Origin of the sequence: Pseudomonas mohnii (assembly GCF_900105115.1) — a bacterium.
Lineage (GTDB): Bacteria > Pseudomonadota > Gammaproteobacteria > Pseudomonadales > Pseudomonadaceae > Aquipseudomonas > Aquipseudomonas mohnii.
The window spans coordinates 6383380-6407880 of record NZ_FNRV01000001.1 but is presented as its reverse complement, the minus strand read 5'-3'; the positions used below and the strand labels follow the sequence as shown (position 1 = coordinate 6407880).

Annotated in this window: 19 protein-coding genes; 12 read left to right on the top strand and 7 right to left on the bottom strand. The window is 60.0% G+C overall.

From position 1 onward, the window contains the following. Positions 1-2: 2 nt before the first annotated feature. A complete protein-coding gene (locus BLV61_RS29815; RefSeq protein WP_047528674.1) occupies positions 3-203 on the bottom strand; it encodes a DUF1656 domain-containing protein in 201 nt (66 codons plus the stop codon). Then, entirely contained in the window at positions 193-2328 is a 2136-nt protein-coding gene (locus BLV61_RS29810) for an FUSC family protein (protein ID WP_090469539.1), read from the bottom strand. The genes BLV61_RS29815 and BLV61_RS29810 overlap by 11 nt, the downstream gene beginning before the upstream one ends. A 199-nt stretch (positions 2329-2527) precedes the next feature. Here BLV61_RS29810 and BLV61_RS29805 point away from each other — a divergent pair, with 199 nt between their 5' ends. The 3 genes from BLV61_RS29805 to BLV61_RS29795 all read left to right on the top strand — a co-directional run bounded on the left by BLV61_RS29805 (position 2528) and on the right by BLV61_RS29795 (position 6868). Next, positions 2528-3583, top strand: coding sequence for a tetratricopeptide repeat protein (locus BLV61_RS29805; protein WP_090469535.1), 1056 nt, complete (start codon positions 2528-2530; stop codon positions 3581-3583). Between the two features lie 115 nt (positions 3584-3698). Continuing rightward, entirely contained in the window at positions 3699-5201 is a 1503-nt protein-coding gene (locus BLV61_RS29800; protein ID WP_090469532.1) for an ATPase domain-containing protein, read from the top strand. Further along, positions 5198-6868: a response regulator gene (locus BLV61_RS29795; RefSeq protein ID WP_090469529.1), complete on the top strand. Its 1671-nt coding sequence runs from the start codon at positions 5198-5200 to the stop codon at positions 6866-6868. Before BLV61_RS29800 ends, BLV61_RS29795 begins: the two co-directional genes overlap by 4 nt. A gap of 45 nt (positions 6869-6913) precedes the next feature. Here the strand turns inward: BLV61_RS29795 and BLV61_RS29790 are convergent, their stop codons facing one another. The 5 genes from BLV61_RS29790 to BLV61_RS29770 all read right to left on the bottom strand — a co-directional run bounded on the left by BLV61_RS29790 (position 6914) and on the right by BLV61_RS29770 (position 13455). After that, positions 6914-7291: a response regulator gene (locus tag BLV61_RS29790; protein ID WP_047528667.1), complete on the bottom strand. Its 378-nt coding sequence runs from the start codon at positions 7289-7291 to the stop codon at positions 6914-6916. Between the two features lie 77 nt (positions 7292-7368). Further along, positions 7369-8550 (bottom strand): hybrid sensor histidine kinase/response regulator, encoded by a 1182-nt coding sequence (locus BLV61_RS29785; protein WP_090469526.1) that lies wholly within the window; start codon positions 8548-8550, stop codon positions 7369-7371. Beyond that, positions 8544-9137 carry a chemotaxis protein CheB gene (locus tag BLV61_RS29780; protein WP_047528665.1) on the bottom strand — a complete coding sequence of 198 codons (594 nt, stop codon included), beginning with the start codon at positions 9135-9137 and terminating at the stop codon, positions 8544-8546. Before BLV61_RS29780 ends, BLV61_RS29785 begins: the two co-directional genes overlap by 7 nt. Further along, a complete protein-coding gene (locus BLV61_RS29775) occupies positions 9134-9967 on the bottom strand; it encodes a CheR family methyltransferase (RefSeq protein ID WP_047528664.1) in 834 nt (277 codons plus the stop codon). The genes BLV61_RS29780 and BLV61_RS29775 overlap by 4 nt, the downstream gene beginning before the upstream one ends. Beyond that, positions 9967-13455 (bottom strand): response regulator, encoded by a 3489-nt coding sequence (locus tag BLV61_RS29770; RefSeq protein WP_090469524.1) that lies wholly within the window; start codon positions 13453-13455, stop codon positions 9967-9969. The genes BLV61_RS29775 and BLV61_RS29770 overlap by 1 nt, the downstream gene beginning before the upstream one ends. A 257-nt stretch (positions 13456-13712) precedes the next feature. Between BLV61_RS29770 and BLV61_RS29765 the strand changes: the two genes are divergently transcribed. From BLV61_RS29765 to xylB, 9 genes are all read left to right on the top strand, one after another. Beyond that, on the top strand, positions 13713-14072 hold the full coding sequence (locus BLV61_RS29765; protein WP_047538564.1) for a response regulator: 360 nt from the start codon (positions 13713-13715) through the stop codon (positions 14070-14072). Positions 14073-14149: 77 nt separating this feature from the next. Beyond that, a complete protein-coding gene (locus BLV61_RS29760) occupies positions 14150-15469 on the top strand; it encodes a glycosyltransferase (protein WP_047528661.1) in 1320 nt (439 codons plus the stop codon). Between the two features lie 104 nt (positions 15470-15573). After that, positions 15574-16479 (top strand): AraC family transcriptional regulator, encoded by a 906-nt coding sequence (locus tag BLV61_RS29755; RefSeq protein ID WP_047528660.1) that lies wholly within the window; start codon positions 15574-15576, stop codon positions 16477-16479. A 339-nt stretch (positions 16480-16818) separates the two neighbouring features. Next, the gene (locus BLV61_RS29750) at positions 16819-18129 is read left to right on the top strand and encodes an ABC transporter substrate-binding protein (RefSeq protein WP_090469522.1); all 1311 of its coding nucleotides are present in this window, start codon (positions 16819-16821) and stop codon (positions 18127-18129) included. Positions 18130-18330: 201 nt separating this feature from the next. Beyond that, positions 18331-19230 (top strand): carbohydrate ABC transporter permease, encoded by a 900-nt coding sequence (locus tag BLV61_RS29745; RefSeq protein WP_236693137.1) that lies wholly within the window; start codon positions 18331-18333, stop codon positions 19228-19230. A 10-nt stretch (positions 19231-19240) separates the two neighbouring features. Beyond that, a complete protein-coding gene (locus tag BLV61_RS29740; RefSeq protein WP_007936731.1) occupies positions 19241-20071 on the top strand; it encodes a carbohydrate ABC transporter permease in 831 nt (276 codons plus the stop codon). A gap of 153 nt (positions 20072-20224) precedes the next feature. Then, entirely contained in the window at positions 20225-21328 is a 1104-nt protein-coding gene (locus tag BLV61_RS29735) for an ABC transporter ATP-binding protein (RefSeq protein WP_090469519.1), read from the top strand. A gap of 16 nt (positions 21329-21344) precedes the next feature. After that, on the top strand, positions 21345-22817 hold the full coding sequence (locus BLV61_RS29730; RefSeq protein ID WP_090469515.1) for a mannitol dehydrogenase family protein: 1473 nt from the start codon (positions 21345-21347) through the stop codon (positions 22815-22817). Between the two features lie 182 nt (positions 22818-22999). Beyond that, a complete protein-coding gene (gene xylB / locus BLV61_RS29725; RefSeq protein WP_090469512.1) occupies positions 23000-24496 on the top strand; it encodes a xylulokinase in 1497 nt (498 codons plus the stop codon). Positions 24497-24501: the final 5 nt, after the last annotated feature.

Below are 24501 nucleotides of genomic sequence, written 5' to 3'. Positions count from 1 at the left end.
CATCAGGCTCCCATCAGCAAAATCAGCGTCGCACACACACAGGCGTACAACGCGCCCTCGAATAACGCTTCATGCCAGACGAAACGCAGCACGCCCAGGCGCCGCAGCACCCAGTCCAGCGCCAGGAAAATCGGCAGGCCCAGCAGCAGCGCCTGGGCGATGGGCGGGAGGTAGACACCGCCTATTTCCAGATCAATGGGCAAGCGCAGGTACTCCTTGTGGGGCGAGCGGTTCAAAGTGATGGCGATGGCGCTCCAGGAATGACACCACGATCAACAGCGCCACGCGCATGCGAAAGACCGACCACAGATGTTCATGAACGCTGGAATGCAGGGCGTCCAGTTCATCGCCCAAGGCATGCAGGCTGTCGATCACGTGATCCGCCTGAATGCCGGGGCGGCCAGCGACCAGCCGCCCGGTTTCACGGACCGTGGCGAATACCTGGCTTTGCACAGCGGGCGTCAACAACGCGTTGCCCTGTCCCTGTTGCCGCAGCTGGTTCAAGGCGATACCCAGGGCCATGCAACCGAGACTGACTTCAAACACATCCCGCGATCCCTGGTCCTGGGTCGCCGGCAGCAATCCCAGCATCATGGTCAGGCGATCGACCATGCGGCTCTCGAAGGCAAACTGGTTTTCATCGGTGGCCGGGACTTTCAGCAAGGCGTACACCTGCTCGCAGTTCTCCTTGAACAGCCGGCGTATGCGCAATACCGGTCTGAACGGAAAGATCAGCGCGTAGACACTCAAGCCCAGCACCGTTGCGCAGGTGTAGGCACCGGCAAACTCGAACCACTGGATGGCAGTGTTTTGTCCCAGGCCCACATTCAACGGGCCCAGCATCAGAAAGGTTGTCAGCCCCAAACCGATACCGGTACCGGTGGTTGGCGGGCTGGACAGCCCCACGGCGACGGCGTAAAGCAAGGGCACCAGCACCAAGGCGAGCATCTCGAAGTTACTGATCATGGGAACGAACATGAACTCCAGCAGCGCCGACGCCAGCAAGGCCAGGCCAAACCCCCGGGCATAACTCTGAACGACCAGCAGCGGCCGTGGAAACGTCGACATCAGGGAGCAGAGAATCCCCAGCAGCACCATGCCGGCCCGAGCCCCGTCCCAACCGGTTTCGATCCAGATCAGGCCGGCCACCAATAGCGCGGTGAACGCACGAATGGCATTCATGGTCGCCAGGGTGAAATCCAGATGCAGCGGGTTCTCTTGCCCGCGAAAGACGCTGCTGGCGGGCCGTCCGCTCTGGATGGCATCGCTCAATTCCAGTATTTGCTCCAGCTGTTGCAGCAGGCGCGCCTGTTCCCAGCGCAGCGACCAGGCCAGCGAGCGCAAGGTGGCCGGCATGGCCTCGGTCAATTGCTCGGCCCTGTAGGCCAGTTCGTCGAAGCGTTGGCGCAACGAGGTGAAATGGTGGCGCTTTTCGCTCGACAGCGAGCGGCCCTGTTGCGCCAGCTCATCGAGAAAGGCCAGCTCTTCAGCGCGCAGACGCTGTATTTCCTCGGGCAAGGCCCCTTCCCAGCGCTCCGTCAGCAATAGCCGCTGATGACGCAGGGCGGTGAGCCTTGCGGTCAGCAGCACCAGCTGATTGCCCAGCAGTTGCACCAGACCGTTGGCGCTGCGCAAGCGAGGTGCATCGAAGTACAAATGCCGACGTACGCCCTCCAGGGCGCTGATCTGACCCAGCAGTTGCATTTGCCGGCGTTGGAAATCCGCCTCGCTTTCCTCGGTGCGCAGGACGGCACTGGCATGGGTCGCCAGCAGTTTGGTGATTTGATCGATTTTGGCGAAATAGTCCCGGGCGACGGCTTCGGGGCGCGCGGTGAGCAGGCTGACCACGCACACACAGGCGACGGCTAACAAAGTCTCGGTGACTCGGGTTACCGTCAGCAGGAATGTGCCGTCCGGGTCGGGTATCGCCAGTAGCGCAATGACCACGGCGGTGTAGCCACTGAGGACGAACGCCTGGGAACTCGTGTAGCGCAACAAGGTGCCACCGGCCGTACACAGCGCGAGCCACAAGGCCAGTGTGGTAATGAAAGGCAGGGGTGCCTGGGGAAAGACCGCCATGATAGCTACCGCCACGACCGCGCCCATGGTGGTGCCGATGACCTGGCCGAAACTGCGGGCCAGCACCATGCCGCCCAGTGGCTGACTGATGATGACCACGGCCATGATCGACCACTTGGGCTGGTCGAGGTCGAACAGGAAGGCCAGGTAAAGCGTCAACAGCCCGGCCGCAATGGTTCTCAAGGCAAACAGCAACACCCCGGGACCGGGGTGGAGAATCGCCTTGAAGTACTGCAACAGTGCTTGCATGGGTGTGCTCGTTGGCGCTTTATCCAGCAAGCGTAGTCACAGCTTCCGCGTCTCGACAGCGCGTCGACGCAACATGGAGGTAAAGCCGTCGATCCCGCTCCCCCCTCAGCAGGCATTCAGATGAGCCAGGGTTTGACTCAGCGCTCCGCCTGACCGAAGCTGCTGACTTTGCAAAAGCTTGCCAGCTTCCGGATTCTGCATGCCCCAGTCCCGCCGTTATCTGCTTATCAGTCTCTGCGCCTTGCTTGTCATCGGCCTCGCCTGGGTGTACCTGCGCAGCACGACGCCAGTGGTGCCCGAAGCGATCAAGCGCGGCTACAGTGAGGCGCTGGCCCAGGCCCGCGCCGGCCAGCCCGGCGCCGCGCGGGTGCTGTACCAGCAATTGGGCCGCCCCGATCTATCGCCCAAGCGGCGCATCTGGCTGCACGCCGAACTGCCTAACTACCCGAGTTCGGTGGCCCTGAAACTGGCAGACGCCGATTTGCAACATGAGTCGCCGGAAGTACGTATCGCGGCGATCAAAAGCATCAGCGGGCTCGTGCCCAACGGCCAGCGCAGCTTATTGCTCGGGCCGTTGCTCGATGACAAAGACCAGAGTGTGAGGTTGGCCGCCGTCAACGCCTTGCTGGGCTTGTCACCGGACGACCTCGGCTTGTATTTCGGGCCACTGGAACAAGCCATCGATGCCTGGGAGCAGGTACTCAAAAGCGCGCCGGAGAGTGCCGAGAATCACTATCAGCTGGCTCGACTGCATTTGCACAACGCCGAATTCAAGGAGGCCCAGCAGGCGCTTGAAAACACCCTGCGCCTGGCCCCCGACAACCTCCCGGCGCTGGTCATGCAGATTGAGGTGCTGGACAAGCTGGGACAAAGCGATGCCGCCCGGCAATTGTTGGCCAGGCAATTGAAAGCACAGCCCGACTCCGCCTATTTGCAGCATGCCCTGGGGCTTTGGCTGCTCAATCATGGCCAGAGTGAATTCGCGCTGTTGGGCCTGTCCAAAGCCGTGGAGCTTGAGCCGAACAACAAGGACTATCGCTATGACCTGGCCACCACCCTGCACGGTGAACAGGAGCTGGAAGCGGCGCAGAAGCAATTGCAGGAGATCGTCCAGCGCCACCCGAACGATCGCAGGGCGCGAGTACTGTTGATCAATTATTGGAAGGAAAGCGGACAACTGCAGAATGTGCAGATCCTGTCGGCGCAACTCGAACAGATGAATCCAGACGACCCGGCCCTGCAGCAAGGTCTCTGATATCCCTGCGTAAATTTTCTTGAACGCTCGTCTCGACCAAAGGTCAAGTGAACAGGCAGACCTTGTGGCACTCAGCGCCCACTGCCTCGTTCCCCTAGTCAAGAGAGGGCATTTTTTGTCTATATCCAACGAGTTGATCAGTGTAAAAGCCGCCACCGGTATCGAAGGGCTGGATGACATCCTCGATGGCGGACTCTCTCGCGGCCACGTGTTTCTACTGGAGGGCGAACCGGGCACCGGCAAGACCACCGTTGCCCTGCACTTTCTGTTGGCTGGCGCCCAGGCCGGCGAACGCTCGTTGTACATCACCCTGTCCGAAACCGAGCGCGAACTGCGCCAGGGCGCCCGGTCCCACGGCTGGGAACTGGGCGAAAACGTGCATATTTTCGAACTGACGCCGCCGGAAAGCCTGCTCAATGCCCAGCACCAGCAGTCGCTGCTGTACTCCTCTGACCTGGAATTGGGTGAGGCCACCAAGCAGATCTTCGAAGTGGTCGAGCGTTTCAAGCCAACCCGCGTGGTGCTCGACAGCCTGTCCGAGATCCGTCTGCTGGCGCAAAGCTCATTGCGCTACCGCCGGCAGATCCTCGCGATCAAGCATTACTTCGTGCGTTACGACGCCACCGTGTTGCTGCTGGACGACCTGACTACCGAGTCCCTCGACAAAACCGTGCACAGCGTGGCCCACGGCGTGATCCGCCTGGAGGAACTGACCCCCAACTACGGCGCCGAACGGCGGCGTATCCGGGTGGTGAAGTACCGGGGTCAGAAATACCGTGGTGGCTTTCACGACTTCACCATCATGGGCGATGGCGTGCATGTGTTTCCACGCCTGGTGGCCGCCGAACACCGAGGGCGCTACCTGCGCCAGCAATTGACCAGCGGCATCGCGGAAATGGACGCGCTGCTCGGCGGCGGTATTGAAACCGGCTCCAGCACGTTGATTCTCGGTCCGGCCGGTACCGGCAAATCCCTCATTTCCATGATCTTCGCAGCCGCCGCCGTCGCCAGGGGTGAAAAAGCCGCCTTGTTCATTTTCGACGAAGAACTGGGCCTGCTGTTCGAGCGCATGAAAAACATCGGTATCGATTTGCAGGGACTGCAGCACAGCGGCAACTTGCTGATCGAACAGGTGGATGCCGCTGAACTGTCCCCCGGCGAGTTCTCCCACAGGGTTCGTCGCTGCGTCGACGAGCGCAACATCAAGACCGTGGTCATCGACAGCATTAACGGCTACCAGGCGGCCATGCCCGAAGAGAACGCCCTGGTCCTGCACATGCACGAGCTGCTGCTGTATCTCAACCGCCAGGGCGCCGCGACCTTCATGACCGTCGCCCAGCATGGACTGGTCGGCGATATGCAGGCCCCGGTGGACATCACTTATCTGGCGGACACGGTGATTCTGCTGCGCTACTTCGAAGCCGTGGGCAAGGTACGCCGGGCGATTTCGGTGATCAAGAAACGCACCGGCAGCCATGAATCCACCATTCGCGAGTACCGCATCAGCAACCATGGCATGACCATCGGTGAGCCGTTGGAATCATTCCAGGGCGTTTTGCGTGGCGTACCCACTTATATGGGCGCCAGCAACCCGTTGCTCGGGGATGAAATCCCGTGACGGCGATCGAAGCCACGTCCGAGCGCGCGATCATCCTCGCGCCGCTGGGACGTGACGGCCAGATCGCCTTGATGTTGCTCCGAGAAGCGGGATTCGACGGGATTGTCTGCGCAGGTCTGGTCGAGCTCTGCCGGGAACTGGAACAAGGTGCGGGGTTGCTGCTGATTTCCGCCGAGGCCTTGTTGGGCGTTGATCTGGACCCGTTGCTGGGCCTGATCGAGCAGCAGCCGGCCTGGTCGGACCTGCCGATCGTATTGTTGACCCATCATGGCGGTCCGGAACAAAACCCCGCCTCTCGTTTTGGCCCGCAGCTGGGCAATGTCACCTTCCTTGAGCGGCCCTTTCATCCGGAGACATTGATCAGCCTGGTGACCACTGCGCTGCGCGGACGTCGACGACAGTACGAGGCCCGGGACCGGCTGATCGACTTGAGCCAAAGCGAACTGCGCTTGCAGAACACCCTCGAAACCCTTGAGCAGCAAGTCGAAGAACGCACCGCACAGCTGCGTCACAACGAAGAAGTGTTGCGCCAGTCGCAGAAAATGGAGGCAGTCGGCCAACTCACTGGCGGTATCGCCCATGACTTCAACAACATGCTGACGGGCATCATCGGTAGCCTGGAGTTGCTGCGCCGGCGTCTGGCCCGTGGCCGCACCGAGGATCTGGACAGCCTGATCGACCTGGGCGTGACCTCGGCCAATCGCGCGGCGGGCCTGACTCACCGTCTGTTGGCGTTCTCCCGTCGCCAGTCGCTGGATTCCAAACCGGTGGAGATGAACAACCTGGTGATTTCCATGGGCGAGTTGCTGCAACGCAGCATCAACGAAAGCATCCATCTGGAAATGCAGCTGAGCGAGCACCTATGGGTGGCCGAGGCCGATCCCAATCAACTGGAAAGTGCCCTGCTCAACCTGGTTATCAACGCCCGCGATGCCATGCCCGATGGCGGCAAACTGGTGGTGCGGACCGCGAACCAGCAACTGGACGCCCGCTTCACCGAAGCCCACAGCAACCTCAAACCGGGGGACTATGTGGTACTCAGTGTCACCGACAATGGCTGCGGCATGCCGCAAAGCACCATCAGCCGGGCTTTCGACCCGTTCTTCACCACCAAGCCTATCGGTCAGGGCACCGGCCTGGGGTTGTCGATGATCTATGGCTTCAGCAAACAATCCCGGGGCCATGTCGCCATTCAAAGCGAAGTGGACCAAGGCACAACAGTGAGCCTGTTCCTGCCGCGCTTCGGTGGCGACCTGCCCCGGGACAATCCGGTCGATCGCCAGCATCCTCTGTTCGCGCAGAATGGCGAAACGGTACTGATCGTCGAGGATGACCCGGCGGTCCGGGTGTTGGTGAGTACCGTGTTGAGCGAGCTGGGCTATGCCTTCGTCGAGGCTGGCGATGCGGCCGCCGCGTTGCCGATTCTCGATTCGGGGCAGCGTATCGACCTGATGATCAGCGACGTCGGCCTGCCCGGCATGAACGGCCGGCAACTGGCGGAAATCGGCAGGCAGTACCGGCCCGGGCTCAAGGTCTTGTTCATCACCGGCTATGCCGAGCACGCGGCGGTGCGCGGGGGTTTCCTCGACCCTGGCATGCAGATGATCACCAAGCCGTTCACCTTCGACCTGTTGACGGCGAAGGTGCGGGAGATGATCAGCGTCTGAAGCACCCGACCCAGCAGGCGTTGCCGAAGGCAGCTCCTGCTGCCCTCAGGACAGCATGTCCTGCATCATTTCCTGCAACACATCCAGGTCGAACGGTTTGGCGAGGATAGGCGCCGTGCGCGTGATCGGGCTGTCGGTTTCACGGATTTCCTGCGGATAGCCGCTGATGAATATCACCTTCAGCTCCGGTCGCAGCTTGATCGCGGGCTCGGCGATCTGCACGCCGGAGATTCCGCCCGGCAGGCGGAAGTCGGTGATCATCATGTCCAGGTGGGGCTTGCTGGCAAGGATTTCGAAGGCCTGCTCGCCGTTTTCGGCCTGCAGTACCCGGTAGCCCTCCCCCGACAGATAGGCCGACAGCACCATCAGAATCGAGGGGTCATCTTCGACGATCAATACGACGTCTTGTGCATCTTCACTCATGGGAAGCCTTTGTTCGGTCAATTGCTGCTGATACGACCGTGAGGTCGATCAGAGGTTGCGTTTATCAGACTGTTTTCCTACAGCGGCAGACAAACGCGAAACAGGGCGCCTTCGCCAATCCGGCTTTCGACGGTAATGGTACCGCCATGGGCGGTCACTATCTGTTCAGAAATAAACAATCCCAACCCAAGCCCGGCGACGGCGTGTTTGGCCGTGACGCGCTCGAACTGCTGGAAAATCCTGTGCTGGTTCTCTTCACTGATGCCGATCCCGAAGTCACGCACTTCCACCCGTGCTTCACCACGCTCACTGTACACCTTCACGGTGATCGGACTCTTGGCCCCGTAACGCAGGGCGTTGGTCAGCAGATTGGAAATGACCTGCTCGATACGAAACTCATCCCATTGGCCGACCACCGGTTGCTCGGCCACCAGGGTCACCGACGACTCGGCGGCCTCGATCTGTGCGGCGAAGTTCTGCAACAGGTTGCGAACCCGTTCCGACAGATCGAAGCGTGTCGGTCGAATCGACAGCTTGCCGGTGCGAATACGCGACACATCGAGCATGTCTTCGATCAGGCGAATCAGGCTTTTGATCTGCCGCTCATCGCGTTCGACCATGGCCTGCATCTTGTCGAGGGTAAACGCCGCAGCGTTATCCCGGGCAAGGTGCATCTTGCGCAACTGGGTCTCGAGGATCAGGCCATTGAGCGGCGTGCGCACTTCGTGGGCGACGATCGACATGAAGTCATCGCGCATCCGCACGGCCTGCTCCAACTCCAGCTGGGTACTCTGCAAGCGCTTGAGCAACGCTTCCTGCTCGCGCCGGCTCTGCTCCAGCGCCTCGACCTGTTGCTTCATGGCCTTGCTCTGACGAAACAGCTCGACGAACACATTGACCTTGCTCTTGACGGCATGAATGTCCAGCGGTTTGTGCAGGAAGTCCACGGCACCGCTTTCATAGCCCTTGAACGCGTAATTCAGCTCGCGACCGGCGGCACTGACGAACACGATCGGAATGTTTTTGGTCTTTTCCGTGCCACGCATCAACTCGGCCAGTTCAAAACCATTCATGCCGGGCATCTGCACATCGAGAATGGCCATGGCGAATTCGTGCTGCAACAACAGCGACAAGGCTTCATCGGCGCAAAGCGCCTTGTAGACGATGCGATCCTCGCGCTTGATCAGCGCTTCGAGCGCCAGCAGGTTTTCCGGCAGATCGTCGACGATCAGCAGTTTGGCCTGGAAATTACTTAGCATGCGATTTGTTCCAGCTCGACAAGCAAACGGCCAATGCCGCGGATAGTGAGAATGTGGTCAGGCTGGTGAATATCCAGCGCCGCCTGGGGCATGGTCGCGACCTGCGCCTCGTCCGGGTCCTGCACGACCGTCAGTCCGCCACGTCGCTTGACCTGCGCCAGGCCGTGGGCGCCATCGCGGTTGGCGCCGGTCAGCAGCACGGCAGCCAGTTTCGGCCCATAGGCATCGGCAGCCGATTCGAACAGGTAGTCGATGGCGGGTCGCGAATAATGCACGCGGTCTTCAAGGCTCAAGGAAAAGCTGCGGTCCTGCTCCACTGACAAGTGATAACCGGGCGCGGCGAAATACAGGGTTCCGGCTTCGATGCGACTTTTGTCGCTGGCCTCCAGAACCGGCAGGGCCACCCGTCGGGCAAATACTTCCGCCAGGTGGCTGCGCCGCTCATCCGGCAGGTGCAGCACCACAACGATCGGCAACCCAAAGCCTTCGCGCAGCGGGGTAAGGATATTGAGCAGCGCTTCAACCCCGCCTGCCGACGCGCCGATCACGATTGCTTCTATAGAAGGCAAGCCCATGGCGTCGTTCATGATTTACGGTAGATCCGTTCCTGTTTGGCCAAGGACTCGAATTGATTGCCATAGGCCGAAAAATCCGGGGTTTCCTTGCTCCCCAGCACCAGAAATCCACGGTGGCACAGTGACTCGTGAAACAAACCGAACGCGCGATCCTGCAATTTTTTATTAAAATAAATCAATACGTTACGACAAGAAATTAATTGAGTCTCTGAAAATACACTGTCGGTCGCCAGGCTGTGATCGGCGAACGTCACGTTCTCGCACAGTGACTTGTCGAAAATCGCGTAGCCATAGGCTGCCGTGTAGTAATCGGCGAAGGAGCGCTGGCCTCCGGCGTGCTGGTAATTAGACGTATAGGCCCGGACATTCTCCATCGAAAAAATGCCTTGCTTGGCTTTTTCCAGGGAGCGCGGGTTGATGTCGGTGGCATAGATGATGGTGCGATCGAGCAGGCCTTCTTCGCGCAGCAAAATCGCCATCGAATAGACCTCTTCGCCCGTGCTGCAGCCGGCGATCCAGATCTTGATCGACGGGTAAGTCTTGAGCAGCGGCACCACTTCCTTGCGTATGGCCAGAAAGTGCGAGGGATCACGGAACATTTCACTGACTGGAATCGTCAGCAGCTGCAGCAATTGCATGAATGCCTTCGGATCGTGCAGAACCTTCTCCTGCAGGGCCGAAATGGTACCGCACTCGAACTGGCTCAGCGCGTACGTCACCCGGCGCTTGATCGAAGCGCCGGAATAATCGCGAAAATCGTAGCTGTACTTGAGGTAGATCGCCTCGATCAACAAGCGCAACTCGATTTCGCTGTTTCGCTCACCTGAGTAGTTGCGCTCCACTAGATACGTTCCATCTTCGGCAACCACACACGAATCAGCGAAAACAGGCGATCCAGGTCGATGGGCTTGGCCAGGTAATCGTTGGCGCCTGCCTGCAGGCAGCGCTCCTGATCGTCCTTCATGGCCTTGGCCGTTACCGCAATGATTGGCAGTTTGCGCCAGCGCGGGTCCTTGCGGATTTCGGTGGTGGCTTCGAAGCCATCCATCTCCGGCATCATCACATCCATCAACACCAGATCGATGTCCTCGACTTCATTCAATCGATCAATCGCCTCAAGGCCATTACGCCCGATGATCACGACTGCGCCCTTTTGCTCCAGTGCGCTGGTGAGGGCGAAGATGTTGCGTACGTCGTCGTCCACCAGCAGCACTTTGCGCCCCTCGAACACCTTGTCGCGGCTGCGGGCGGTCTTGAGCATGGTCTGTCGTTCATGGGACAGCCGGGATTCGACTTTGTGCAGAAAAAGTGTGACCTCATCCAGCAAGCGCTCGGGCGAACGCGCGCCCTTGATGATGATCGAGCGCGAATACTTGCGCAGTTCGGTTTCTTCGTCCCGGGTCAGATTGCGCCCGGTGTAGACGATCACCGGCGGAAACGAGCAGATGTCCTCGGTCGACATGCGTTTGAGCAGGTCATTGCCGAGCATGTCCGGCAGTTTCAGGTCGATGATCATGCAATCGAAGATCGTGGTACGCAGCAGGTCCAGTGCGTCCTGGGCCAGGCCGACGGCGGTGATTTCGATGTCATCGTCGCCGATCAGGCGGGAAATGCTGTCGCGCTGCAGGTCATCGTCTTCCACCAGCAGCACGCGTTTGACTTTCTGGGTCAGCTTGGCTTCAAGGCGCGCAAAGACGTCCTTGAGTTCTTCGCGAGTGGTGGGCTTGACCGCATAACCGATGGCGCCCATGTGCATCGCCGCCTCGACCCGGTCTTCGACGGAAATCACGTGCACCGGTATGTGTCGGGTTTGCGCGTGCTCCTTGAGGCGTTGCAGGACGGTCAACCCGGAATGATCGGGCAGACGCATGTCCAGCAGGATCGCGTCGGGGCTGAACTCACGGGCGAGGTCGTAGCCTTCATCGGCACCGTGGGCCACCAGGCACTGATAACCCAGCTCATGGGCGAGATCGTAGAGAATGTGCGCAAAGTTCGGCTCGTCCTCGACCACCAGAATGCAGCGGGTGCCGAACGGCGCCCGGTTGCGGTCATCGTCGAAGCGCGGAATGTCTTCGACAATCAGCGGTGCCGAGATGGCCGGCGCCACGGGCGGGGCTGCCGCTACCGCCACTGGACGCATCGGTTCGACAGGGTCGTCCCCCGGTTCGACGTATTGTTGCGGCAACACCAGGGTGAACACGCTGCCCTCTCCCGGTGTGCTGCTGACGCTGATGGAGCCGCCCAGCAAAGCGGCCAGGTCGCGGGAGATCGACAGGCCCAGCCCGGTGCCGCCGTAACGGCGATTGGTGGTGCCATCGGCCTGGCGAAAGGCTTCGAAAATACTTTCCTGCTGATCCTCGGCAATGCCGATCCCTGTGTCGCGCACAGTAAAGGCAATGCCGTGGTTGGGCGCCGAGGCAACGCTGAGGCTGACGCTGCCCTTTTCGGTGAACTTCACCGCGTTGGACAGCAGGTTCTTGATCACCTGTTCCAGGCGCTGGCGGTCGGTAAAGATCAACGAAGGAGCGCTGTCTTCCAGCGTGGCGTGGAACGCCAGTTGCTTGTCCGTGGCCAATGCCTGGAACATCCCGCGCAAACCATCCACCAGACGCGCAACGCTGGTGTTTTCCGGGCGGATCTCGAGTTTTCCGGCCTCGACCTTGGAAATATCGAGAATGTCGTTGATCAGGTTGAGCAAGTCATTACCGGCGCTATAGATCGATTCGGCGAACTTGACTTGTTCGGCGCTGAGGTTCTCCTGAGGGTTTTCCGCCAGCAACTTGGCCAGGATCAACGAACTGTTCAGCGGCGTGCGCAGTTCGTGGGACATGTTGGCGAGAAATTCCGACTTGTACTTACTGGAACGCTGCAGCTCTTCGGCGCGCTCTTCGAGTTGACGCTGGGCCTGATTGAGCTCGGTGTTCTTCAGGTCCATGGCGTCGCGCTGCTCGGCCAGAATCGTTGCTTGTTCGGCGAGTTGTTCGTTGGTCTGCTCCAGCTCCACCTGCTGGGTTTCCAGGTGTGCCTGGGACTCCTTGAGGATTCGCGACTGTTCTTCGAGCTCCTCGTTGGCGGTCTTGAGCTCTTCTTGTTGCACCTGCAGCTCTTCGTTGAGTTGCTGGGTTTCGGCCAGCACTTCCTGCAAGCGCTGACGATAACGCGCGGCCTCGATGGAGGTGCCGATGTTGGCCGCTATCAGCTCGAGCAGTTCGATGTCGCGATCGATCAGTGGGCGCAGGAAACCCAGTTCGATAACGCCATTGACCCGATCATCGTCGCTGGTCGGCACCACCAGCACACTGTGTGGCAAGCCCTGGCCGAGGCCGGAGGTGACTTTGAAATAGTCGCTCGGCACGTTGTCCAGGCGGATCAGGCGTGCCTGTTGCGCCACTTGGCCGACAATGCCTTCGTCACTGTAGATCTGCTGATCGATGGCTTCCTGCTCACGGGAAAAGCCGTAGGACGCTACGCGCCTGAGGCCGCCGTGCTCTTCGCGGACATACAGCGCAGCCACGGCGCTGCCCAGGTACTGCGCGCAGAACTGCAGGATGTTGCGTCCCAGCACATTCAGGCTCAGTTGCCCCAGTACCTGCTCAGCGAGCTGGGTCTGACCATTGCGCAGCCAGGCTTGCTGCTCCAGGCGATGGGCGCTGGCCTGCTGCGCGGCAAGGTTGGCGCTGTAACTGTTGGACAGATTGAGCAGGTCGCGACGGCCGATGTAAGCCAGCAAGCCACTGATGCCAGCGATGAACAACAGGTAGAGACCGATGCTCCAGACCGTCGTGCGCCGCACCTCATCGTTGCGGGTGGTGCGCAGTTGCTGCTCCATGTCGATCACGTCTTCGAACTGCTTGCGGATCTCATCGGTCAAGCGCTTGCCTTTTCCAGCCCTCACCGCGCCGCGATAATCGCCGCTGGATCGCTGCAGATCGATCATGCTTTTCGCATAATCGGCCCATTCCTGTTGCAACGCCTGCAGGCGGTGCAGACGGTCGGTCTGGGCCGGGTTGTCGCCTGTCAATTCGAGCAAGGTTTTGAGCACGACCTCGATTCTCGGCTTCGCCGTTTCATAGGGTTCGAGAAATTTTTCGTCACTGCTGAGCAGGAAGCCGCGCATGCCGGTTTCCAGATCGACCGTCAGCTTGAGCGCTTCATTGGCGTTATTGATCACGCGATCCGTGTGCTCGACCCACTGGATCGTCGACAGCAGGTACATGATCAACGAAACGAAGAACACCGCACTGACAACGCCGACACCCAGCGGGAGCCTGATATTGCGGCTCAGGAGTTTGCGGAACCGTTGCTCATCAACTGAAGACTCAGAGGTCATAGTCAAGCCTTGTCCAAGCGATCAAAACCAAGGAGTTTGCCCCACAAATGGCGCATTGTTCCAATTTCTGATGCGTTTTTGTGCAATTTCTTACATTCAGCTGATTTGATGCCACAGGAGCGGTTATCCTTCCATGTACTGTGTCACTACTCTTTTTATAGCCTGTCGGGAACTTGTCGGCAGTCGACATTTACTCATGCAAGACGCCGGCGATTTACATCGACTGGCAACCCTCACCAATTTTCGAGATGCCCACCATGTCCGCCAACGCTCCCATCATTCTGGTCGTCGAAGACGATGCCATCGTGCGCATGTTGATTGTCGATGTGCTGGAGGAGCTTGAGTTCAAAGTTCTTGAAGCCGATGGCTGCGAGCAGGCGCTGGAGTTCCTCAATGACGAAGACCAGCACATCGACTTGATGATGACCGATGTCGGCCTGCCGGTGATGGATGGTCGGGAACTGGCCGAGCAGGCGCGCATGCTGCGCCATGAACTGCCGGTGCTGTTTGCCAGCGGTTATGCCGAAAGCATCGAAGCGCCCGAAGGCATGCATGTGATTGGCAAACCCTTCTCCATCGATCAGTTGCGGGACAAGGTCAAGAGCATTCTCGAGTGATCCGGCTACTCGCCATGGTGTAATACCGCCCCTCTTTTACTTGCCTGCCCCCTGCACGCTTCAAGGAACCCCCGTACATGAGTCAACCTCGCGCAACCAGCGTCCTGGTCATTGGTTACGTCTGGCCCGAGCCCCGCTCCTCCGCAGCCGGTGGCCACATGATGCAAATCCTTGAGACTTTCCTGCAGCAGGGTTGGGATATCACCTTCAGCAGCCCGGCCGGCAGCGGTGAGCACCGGGCCGACCTCACGGCGCTGGGCATTCGCGAAGTGCCGATCGAGTTGAACAACAGCAGTTTTGACACGTTCATCCACGAACTGGCGCCGGATGTGGTGTTGTTCGATCGCTTCATGATGGAAGAACAGTTCGGCTGGCGCGTGGAGAAACATTGTCCTGCCGCGCTGCGCGTGCTTGAAACCTCTGACCTGCAAAGCCTGCGCGATGCCCGGCATCAGCGACTCAAGGCGCGGCTGAAGGCCAGTGACGACGTCAATGATTTCACGGACTTGTTCGCGCCTGCATTGCGTGAAGAGTTCGAGTTCATGGCCGATACCGATCTGGCCAAACGGGAAATCGCAGCGATTTATCGTTGTGATTTGAACCTGATGACCTCCGAAGTGGAAATCGAGTTGTTGGTTGAGCAATTCAAACTTGCGCGAGATCTGCTGCACTGGTGCCCACTGATGGTTGATCTGCCAAACCAACCGCCGGCATCGTTCGAAGATCGCGCGCATTTCCTGCACATTGGCAACTTCCGGCATGCGCCTAACTGGGATGCGGTGCTCTGGCTGAAAACCGTCATCTGGCCAATGATCCGTGAGCAAATACCTGACGCGCAGTTGCACATCTATGGCGCTTACACGCCGCCCAAGGCGACCGCGCTGCACAATGCCGCCCAGGGCTTTCACGTGATGAACTGGGCGGAAGACGCGTTGCAAGTCATGTCAGCGGCACGGGTGTGCCTGGCGCCGCTGCGTTTTGGTGCGGGAATCAAAGGCAAAATCGTCGATGCGATGCTCTGCGGCACGCCCAATGTCACCACCCCGATGGGGGCGGAAGCCATGCACGGCGAGCAAGCGTGGCCCGGCGCCGTGACCCGGTCCGCTCGCGACTTCGCCGACAACGCTGTGCGGCTGTATACCGACAAGGTTCTGTGGCAGCGTACGCAGGGTCAAGCGCAGGCTCTGCTAGCCAGCCGTTACCAGCAATCCATTCACGGGCCCGCCCTGATTGAAAGACTGGTTCATTGCCAACGGCATTTGGCGCAAATCCGCCGGGACAACTTTACCGGCAGCATGTTGCGTCACCATCATCACAAGAGCACTCAGTACATGGCGCAATGGATCGAGGCAAAGAATCGCATTCCCGAAAAGTCTATTGCGCTTCAAATAACGTGAAGCCTATTTTTGACGCTGGCTGAAGCTTCGTATCGCGGCAAACTGGCGTTTTTCACTGCGTAAAGGGCATGATCACAGCGCGATAACAAGAAAAGTGTGCCGCCATGACACGTACCGCCAGAGTGACCGACCCGTCCTACGAACTGATGGACGACCACAATGGGTTGTCCATCATCTACCGCCAGCACGGATTTCCCTGCCCGCTGGTACGTTGGCATTTCCACAAGGAATACGAGTTGCACCTGATCGTCGCCAGCTCCGGCAAGGTATTCATCGGCGACTACATCGGCAATTTCTACCCTGAAAGCCTGTTCCTCACCGGCCCCAACCTGCCCCACAACTGGATCAGCCAGGTGGCCGAAGATGAAGTGGTGCCCAAGCGCGACATGCTGGTCAACTTCACGGATGAGTTGTTCGACAGCGGCTATCAGGTGTTCGCCGAACTCAAGACCCTGGCCCCGCTGCTGGAGCGGGCGCAGTACGGCATCGAGTTTCGCTGCAAGCAGACCATCCGCCAGGCGATGGACCTGATGCAGCGCATTGCCGATACCCAGGGCGTCACGCGCCTCGGGCATTTTTTCATCCTGCTGGAGTTGCTCGCTGCCACTGACGACTATCAGTTGTTGTCCGGCGCCACGACGCCGCAACTGGCTGACGAACACAACATCGATCGCACCAACCGGGCGGTGGATTACATCTTCGCCCACTATGCGCGGGAGTTGCCTCTGGAAGAAGTCGCCGAGCACCTGGGCATGAAACCAACCTATTTCAGTCGCGTGTTCAAACAGGCCACCGGGCGCAATTTCATCGAATTCGTCAATCGCCTGCGCATCAGTAAATCCTGTGAACTGCTGGCCGACGGCGACAAACCCGTGACCGATGTCTGTTTCGAGTCGGGTTTCAACAATATTTCCAATTTCAATCGGCGCTTTCAACAGCTAAAGGGCATGACGCCGTCCCATTACCGGCGGTTGGTAGTGCAGCGGTTGACCGAGCAAAACCACGGCTGACATCACCCGTCCCTGTGGGAGTTGGCTTGCCAGCGATGAGGCCCGCGCAACCAACATCTCTATCGACTGATCCACCGCCATCGCTGGCAAGCCAGCTCCCACAGGTCTGCCTGGTGTCGAAAACCTGTACGGATTCGACATCACCTCACCGCAGAAAAGCCCTTCCCTGCGTCTACCGCTCTAAACCCGAGTGCAAAAAAGTATCGATTCAAGTGCGACGGATGATTTGTTTCGCCGTGAATTGAAGGCTGTAATCAGTGCAGATTCTTCCTACAAGCGGAAGACACAAAAACAATAACCGTCCTTCTGTCCCCCTCGGGTGCAGAAAAGGAGTGCACGATGCAACCGTCTGTAAAAGCTCTGCTTGCCCTCACCTGCATGACCCTCAGCAGCGTCAGCCTTGGCGCCCAGACCCTGACCATCGCCACCGTCAACAACAGCGACATGATTCGTATGCAGAAGCTCTCGAAAACCTTTGAGGCCGAGCATCCGGACATCAAGCTCAATTGGGTGGTGCTGGAAGAAAACGTCCTGCGTCAGCGCCTGACCACCGACATCGCCACCCAGGGCGGGCAGTTCGACGTGTTGACCATCGGCATGTACGAAGCGGCACTGTGGGGCGCCAAGGGTTGGCTGGAGCCGATGAAGGAACTGCCTGCAAGCTACGCCCTGGACGATGTGTTCCCGTCGGTGCGTGAAGGCTTGTCGGTAAAGGGTTCGTTGTATGCACTGCCGTTTTATGCCGAAAGCTCGATCACCTATTACCGCACCGACCTGTTCAAGGACGCCGGCCTGTCCATGCCCGAGCGCCCGACCTGGGAACAGATCGCCGAGTTCGCCGGAAAACTCACCAACAAGGATAAAGAGCAGTACGGCATCTGCCTGCGCGGCAAGGCCGGTTGGGGCGAGAACATGGCGTTGATCACCACCCTCGCCAACGCCTATGGCGCGCGCTGGTTCGATGAGAAATGGCAGCCGGAATTCACCGGCCCCGAATGGAAAAACGCCCTGAACTTCTACGTCGACACCATGAAGAAATCCGGCCCGCCGGGCGCGTCGAGCAATGGTTTCAACGAAAACCTGGCCCTGTTCAACAGCGGCAAATGCGCGATCTGGGTCGACGCCAGCGTCGCCGGCTCGTTCGTCACCGACAAGACCCAAAGCAAAGTGGCTGATCACGTCGGCTTCACCTACGCGCCGCATCAGGTCACTGACAAAGGTTCGGCATGGCTGTACTCCTGGGCACTGGCGATCCCGACCAGTTCCAAAGCCAAGGACGCGGCGAAAACCTTCAGCGCCTGGGCGACCTCCAGGGAATACAGTGCGCTGGTTGCAGAAAAAGACGGCATCGCCAACGTGCCGCCAGGCACCCGGGCCTCGACCTACAGCGAGGCGTACATGAGTGCCGCGCCGTTTGCCAAGGTGACGCTCGAGTCACTGAAGGCCGCGGACCCGAGCAAGCCGACGCTGAAACCGGTGCCCTATATCGGCATTCAGTTGGTGACCATCCCCGAGTTCCAGGGCATCGGCACCCAGGTCGGCAAGTCGTTCTCGGCGGCGCTGATCGGCCAGATGACGGTCGACCAGGCGCTGGCGGCGGCGCAGCAAACCACAGAGCGAGAGATGAAGCGCGCCGGTTATCCCAAGTAACCGCCACTTAACCTGTGGGAGCGGGCTTGCCAGCGATGAGGCCGGCACATTCAACATGGATGTCGACTGCTCATTCGCCATCGCGGGCAAGCCCGCTCCCACAGGGTTCGCGTCTATGTCAGGAATGTTGTTCTTTCCTGAACATGTATCTGCACCCAAACGGTCGTGATCACCATGAATACTTCAACTGCCAAAGCGCACATGGAAATCCCTCAACCGCTGCGTAAAAGCCGGTTGAGCAACCCCGGCTGGTTTCTGGTCAGCCCCTCGGTGGCGTTGTTGCTGCTGTGGATGATCGTGCCGCTGGGCATGACGCTGTACTTCTCGATGATTCGCTACAACCTGCTAAACCCGGGTGAAAACGAGTTCGTCGGGCTGGAGAACTTCACCTACTTCCTGACGGACTCGGGCTTCCTGCCCGGTGCCACCAACACCCTGTTATTGGTGGGCAGCGTGCTGCTGATCAGCGTGGTGTTCGGTGTGCTGATCAGCGCCTTGCTGGAGGCCAGCGAATTTCTCGGTCGCGGCATCGTGCGAGTCATGTTGATCTCGCCGTTCTTCATCATGCCCACGGTCGGCGCGCTGATCTGGAAAAACCTGATCTTCCATCCGGTGTCGGGCATGCTCGCCTACGTCTGGAAACTGTTCGGCGCGCAACCGGTGGACTGGCTGGCGCATTACCCGCTGCTGTCGATCATCATCATTGTCTCGTGGCAATGGCTGCCCTTCGCGATCCTGATCCTGATGACCGCCATGCAGTCCCTCGATCAGGAACAGAAGGAAGCCGCGCGCCTGGACGGTGCCGGCCCCGTCGCGATTTTCTGGCACCTGACCCTGCCGCATCTGGCCCGGCCCATTGCCGTGGTGGTGATGATCGAAACCATTTTCCTGCTCTCGGTGTTCGCCGAAATCTTCACCACCACCAATGGCGGCCCCGGCTACGCCTCGACCAACCTCGCCTACCTGATCTACAACCAGGCGCTGGTGCAGTTCGACGTGGGCATGGCCTCCGCTGGCGGCTTGATCGCGGTGGTGATCGCCAACATCGCGGCCATCGTGCTGGTGCGGATGATCGGCAAAAACCTGACAGACAAAGCCTGAGGCCCGCGCCATGACCCTTCAACAATCCCGCCGCCTGCAAAGCCTGCTGCTCGGCACCCTGGCCTGGGCCATCGCAATCCTGATTTTCTTCCCGATTTTCTGGATGGTGCTGACCAGTTTCAAAACCGAAATCGACGCGTTCGCCACGCCGCCGCAGTTCATCTTCACCCCGACCCTGGAGAACTACCTGCACATCAACGAACGCAGTGATTACTTCAGCTTCGCCTGGAACTCGGTGGTGATTTCGTTCAGCGCCACCGCACTGTGTCTGCTGATCGCGGTGCCGGCGGCCTACTCGATGGCGTTTTACGAAACCCAACGCACCAAAGGCACGCTGTTGTGGATGCTCTCGACCAAGATGCTGCCACCGGTGGGGGTCTTGATGCCGATCTACCTGCTGGCCAAGAGCTTCGGCCTGCTCGATACGCGCATCGCGCTGATCGTGATCTACACCCTGATCAACCTGCCGATCGTGGTCTGGATGATTTACACCTACTTCAAGGACATTCCGAAAGACATCCTCGAAGCCGCGCGGCTGGATGGCGCGACCCTGTGGCAGGAGATGGTCCGCGTGCTGCTGCCGATCGCCAAGGGCGGGCTGGCCTCGACCGTGCTGCTGTCGCTGATCCTGTGCTGGAACGAAGCGTTCTGGTCGCTGAACCTGACCTCTTCGAAAGCCGCGCCATTGACCGCCTTGATCGCCTCGTACTCCAGCCCCGAAGGGTTGTTCTGGGCCAAGTTGTCGGCGGTGTCGACCCTGGCCTGTGCGCCGATCCTGATTTTCGGCTGGATCAGCCAGAAACAACTGGTGCGCGGCCTGTCGTTTGGCGCAGTGAAATAAAGATCGCCCCGATCCCTGTAGGAGCGAGCCTGCTCGCGATGAACGTAAACGATAACGCGTTCTTCCAGGAGGAACGCGTCGCCTGCGAGTCCATCGCGAGCAGGCACGCTCCTACAGGTTCAACCCAATCACCCACAGTGGAGGCCCACCACCATGGCCAACCTGAAAATCAAGAATCTGCAGAAAGGCTTCGAGGGCTTTTCCATCATCAAAGGCATCGACCTGGAAGTGAACGACAAGGAATTCGTGGTGTTCGTCGGCCCGTCCGGTTGCGGCAAATCCACCCTGCTGCGCCTGATCGCCGGGCTGGAAGAAGTCAGCGGCGGCACCATCGAGCTTGATGGCCGCGACATCACCGAAGTCAGCCCGGCCAAGCGCGACCTGGCGATGGTGTTCCAGACCTACGCCCTTTATCCGCACATGAGCGTGCGCAAAAACATGTCGTTTGCCCTCGATCTGGCCGGCGTGCCCAAGGCGGAAGTGGAAAAGAAAGTCGGCGAAGCCGCGCGCATCCTCGAACTGGGGCCGATGCTGGAGCGCAAGCCGAAGCAGTTGTCCGGTGGTCAGCGTCAGCGTGTAGCCATCGGCCGGGCCATCGTGCGCAACCCGAAGATTTTCCTGTTCGACGAACCACTGTCCAACCTCGACGCGGCACTGCGGGTGCAGATGCGCCTGGAACTGTTGCGCCTGCACAAAGACCTGCAAGCGACGATGATCTACGTCACCCATGACCAGGTCGAAGCCATGACCATGGCCGACAAGGTGGTGGTACTCAACGGCGGCAAGATCGAACAAGTCGGCTCGCCCCTGGACCTCTATCACCAACCGGCCAACCTGTTTGTCGCCGGTTTTCTCGGCACGCCGAAAATGGGTTTTCTCAAGGGCAAGGTCAGCCGTGTCGACAGCCAGGGTTGCGAAGTGCTACTGGACGCCGGCACCCGCATCACCTTGCCGCTCAGCGGTGCCAGCCTGAGCGTCGGTGGCGCGGTGACCCTGGGCATACGTCCGGAACACCTGGAGCTGGCCAAGCCTGGCGACTGCACACTGCAAGTCACTGCTGACGTGAGCGAACGCCTGGGCAGCGACACCTTCTGCCATGTCGTGACCGCTTCCGGCGAAGCCCTGACCCTGCGCGTACGCGGTGATCTCGCCAGTCGTTATGGCGAGACCCTGAGCCTGCACCTGGACGCCGGGCACTGCCATTTATTCGATGCCAACGGCCTGGCGCTGACCCGACCGCTGCGCGTTGCCGCCTGATTTCAGAGAGCCTGCGATGAAACTCAATAAACACAACCTCAACCGCCTCTCTGCCGAGGTGGCCCTGCCCGCCTACGCCCTGAGCGACACCCGCCAAGGCATCGCCCACATCGGCGTCGGTGGTTTCCACCGCGCCCACCAGGCGTATTACACCGACGCCCTGATGAATACCGGCGAAGACCTGGACTGGGCGATCTGCGGCGTCGGCCTGCGCGCCGAAGACCGGCGCGCCCGGGACGATCTGAAAGCACAGGACTACCTGTTCACCCTGTTCGAACTGGGTGATGGCGACGACACTGAAGTGCGGGTCATCGGCGCCATTCGCGACATGCTGCTGGCCGAAGATGGTGCCCAGGTGCTGATCGACAAGCTGGCCAGTCCCGAGATCCGCATCGTCTCGCTGACCATCACCGAAGGCGGCTACTGCATCGACGACAGCAATGGCGAGTTCATGGCTCATCTGCCGCAAATCCAGCACGACCTGGCGAACCCGGACGCCCCGAAAACCGTGTTCGGTTTCCTCTGTGCCGCACTGGCCAAACGCCGGGCGGCGGGCACACCGGCGTTCACCTTGATGTCCTGCGATAACCTGCCGCACAACGGGGCGGTCACCCGCAAGGCGTTGCTGGCTTTCGCGGCATTGCGCGACGCTGATTTGTGCGACTGGATCGACCGCAACGTGAGTTTCCCCAATGCCATGGTCGATCGCATCACGCCGATGACCAGCACCGCGCATCGTCTGCAACTGGCTGACAAGCATGGGGTGGACGACGCCTGGCCCGTGGTCTGCGAACCCTTTGTGCAGTGGGTGCTGGAAGACAAATTCGTCAATGGTCGCCCGGCCTGGGAAAAGGTCGGCGTGCAGTTCACCGACGACGTCACGCCCTATGAAGAAATGAAGATCAAACTGCTCAATGGCAGTCACCTGGCCCTGACTTATCTGGGCTTTTTGAAGGGTTACCGCTTTGTCCACGAAACCATGAACGACCCATTGTTCGTGCGCTACATGCGCGCCTACATGGACCTGGACGTGACCCCGCAGCTGTCTGCGGTACCCGGAATCGACCTGACCGAGTACAAAAACACGCTGGTGGCACGTTTTTCCAACCAGGCGATTGCCGATCAACTGGAGCGCGTGTGCTCGGACGGTTCGTCGAAGTTTCCGAAATTCACCGTACCGACCATCAACCGCCTGATCGCCGACGGCCGGGATACCAAACGGGCGGCGCTGGTCGTGGCCGCCTGGGCCTTGTACCTCAAAGGCGTGGACGAAAACGGTGACACCTACGCCATCCCCGACCCTCGGGCAGCGTTCTGTCAGGCGCTGGTGGTCGATGATGCATTGATCACCCAACGGATGTTGGGCGTCGAGGAGATCTTTGGCGCGGTGATCCCGCGCTCGGCGGAGTTTGTCGCGGCGTTTGAGTGGTGCTGCAACAGCTTGCGCGATGTTGGGGTGACGCGGACGCTGGAGCGGATTCTGGCATAAGTCCTGTGTTGAAGCTGCTGCCGTCATCGCGGGCAAGCCCGCTCCCACAGGTATCAATGCCGTTCACAAATATCTGCTTCACCACGGACTACTGTGGGAGCGGGCTTGCCCGCGATGACGACCTGACAGACAACGCAGATGCTCAATGGTCACCCAGATCGACCTGACAAACAGGACCCGCCATGACAAACCATCAACTCTTCCTCGGCATCGACTGCGGCACCCAAGGCACCAAAGCCATCATTCTCGACGCCCTCAGCGGACAGGTGCTGGGCCAGGGCGCTGCTGCGCACAAGCTGATCAGTGGTGCCAATGGCCGCCGTGAACAGGACCCGGCGCAGTGGCTGGACGCGTTGACCCTCGCCACCCGACGCGCCTTGCTGGCAGCCGATGTCGATGGCCAGGCCATCCTCGGCATGGGGGTTTCCGGCCAGCAACACGGCTTGGTGCTGCTCGACCATCAAGGTAAGGTGCTGCGTCCGGCCAAACTCTGGTGCGACACCGAAACCGCCGACGAGAACGACCGACTGCTCACGCATCTGGGCGGCGATAAAGGCTCGCTGGAACGCCTGGGCGTGGTCATTGCCCCGGGCTACACCGTGTCCAAACTGTTATGGACCCGAGAGCAGCATCCCGAGATTTTCTCCCGCATTGCTCATGTGATGCTGCCCCACGATTACCTTAACTACTGGCTCACCGGGCGCAGCTGCAGCGAGTACGGCGATGCCTCCGGCACGGGCTACTTCAATGTGCGCACTCGCCAATGGGATTTGCAGTTGTTGCGTGACATCGACCCCAGTGGGCGCTTGCAAGCGGCGTTGCCGGAACTGATCGATGCTCACGCCGCCGTCGGCACCCTGCTGCCGGGCATCGCCGATCACCTGGGCATCAACCCGCGCGCGCGGGTGTCCAGCGGCGGCGGCGACAACATGATGGGCGCCATCGGCACGGGCAACATCAAACCCGGCGCGATCACCATGAGTCTCGGCTCGTCCGGGACGGTGTACGCCTATGCCGATCAGCCGAAGGTCAGCCCGGACGCTGCGGTGGCGACTTTTTGCTCCTCCAGCGGCGGCTGGCTGCCGTTGATTTGCACCATGAACCTGACCAACGCCACGGGGGTGATTCGCGAGCTGTTCGATCTGGATATCGAGTGTTTCAACGCACTCGTGGCCCAGGCCCCCATCGGCGCTGAAGGCGTGTGCATGCTGCCATTCCTCAACGGCGAACGCGTGCCCGCCCTGCCCCATGCCACCGGCAGCGTGCTGGGCCTGACCATGAGCAACCTGACCCAAGCCAATCTGTGCCGTGCCGTGGTCGAAGGCACCACCTTCGGTTTGCGATATGGACTGGACCTGTTGCGCCACAATGGCTTACAAAGCCGCAGCATCTGCCTGATCGGCGGCGGCTCGAACAGTCAGGTGTGGCGACAAATAGTCGCCGACACCATGAACACGCCCGTGATCTGCACTGAACAAAGCGAAGCCGCCGCCCTGGGCGCGGCGATTCAGGCGGCGTGGTGTACATCCTGGGCCAACGGGCACGAGGACAGCCTCGAGGACCTGTGCGAACGTTGCGTGAAATTCGACCTGGCCAGTGAAACCTTACCGATCGCAGACAACGTGGCAGCCTACCAGCAAGCCTACGAACGCTATCGACAGCATGTCGCAACCCTTTAAAGAGC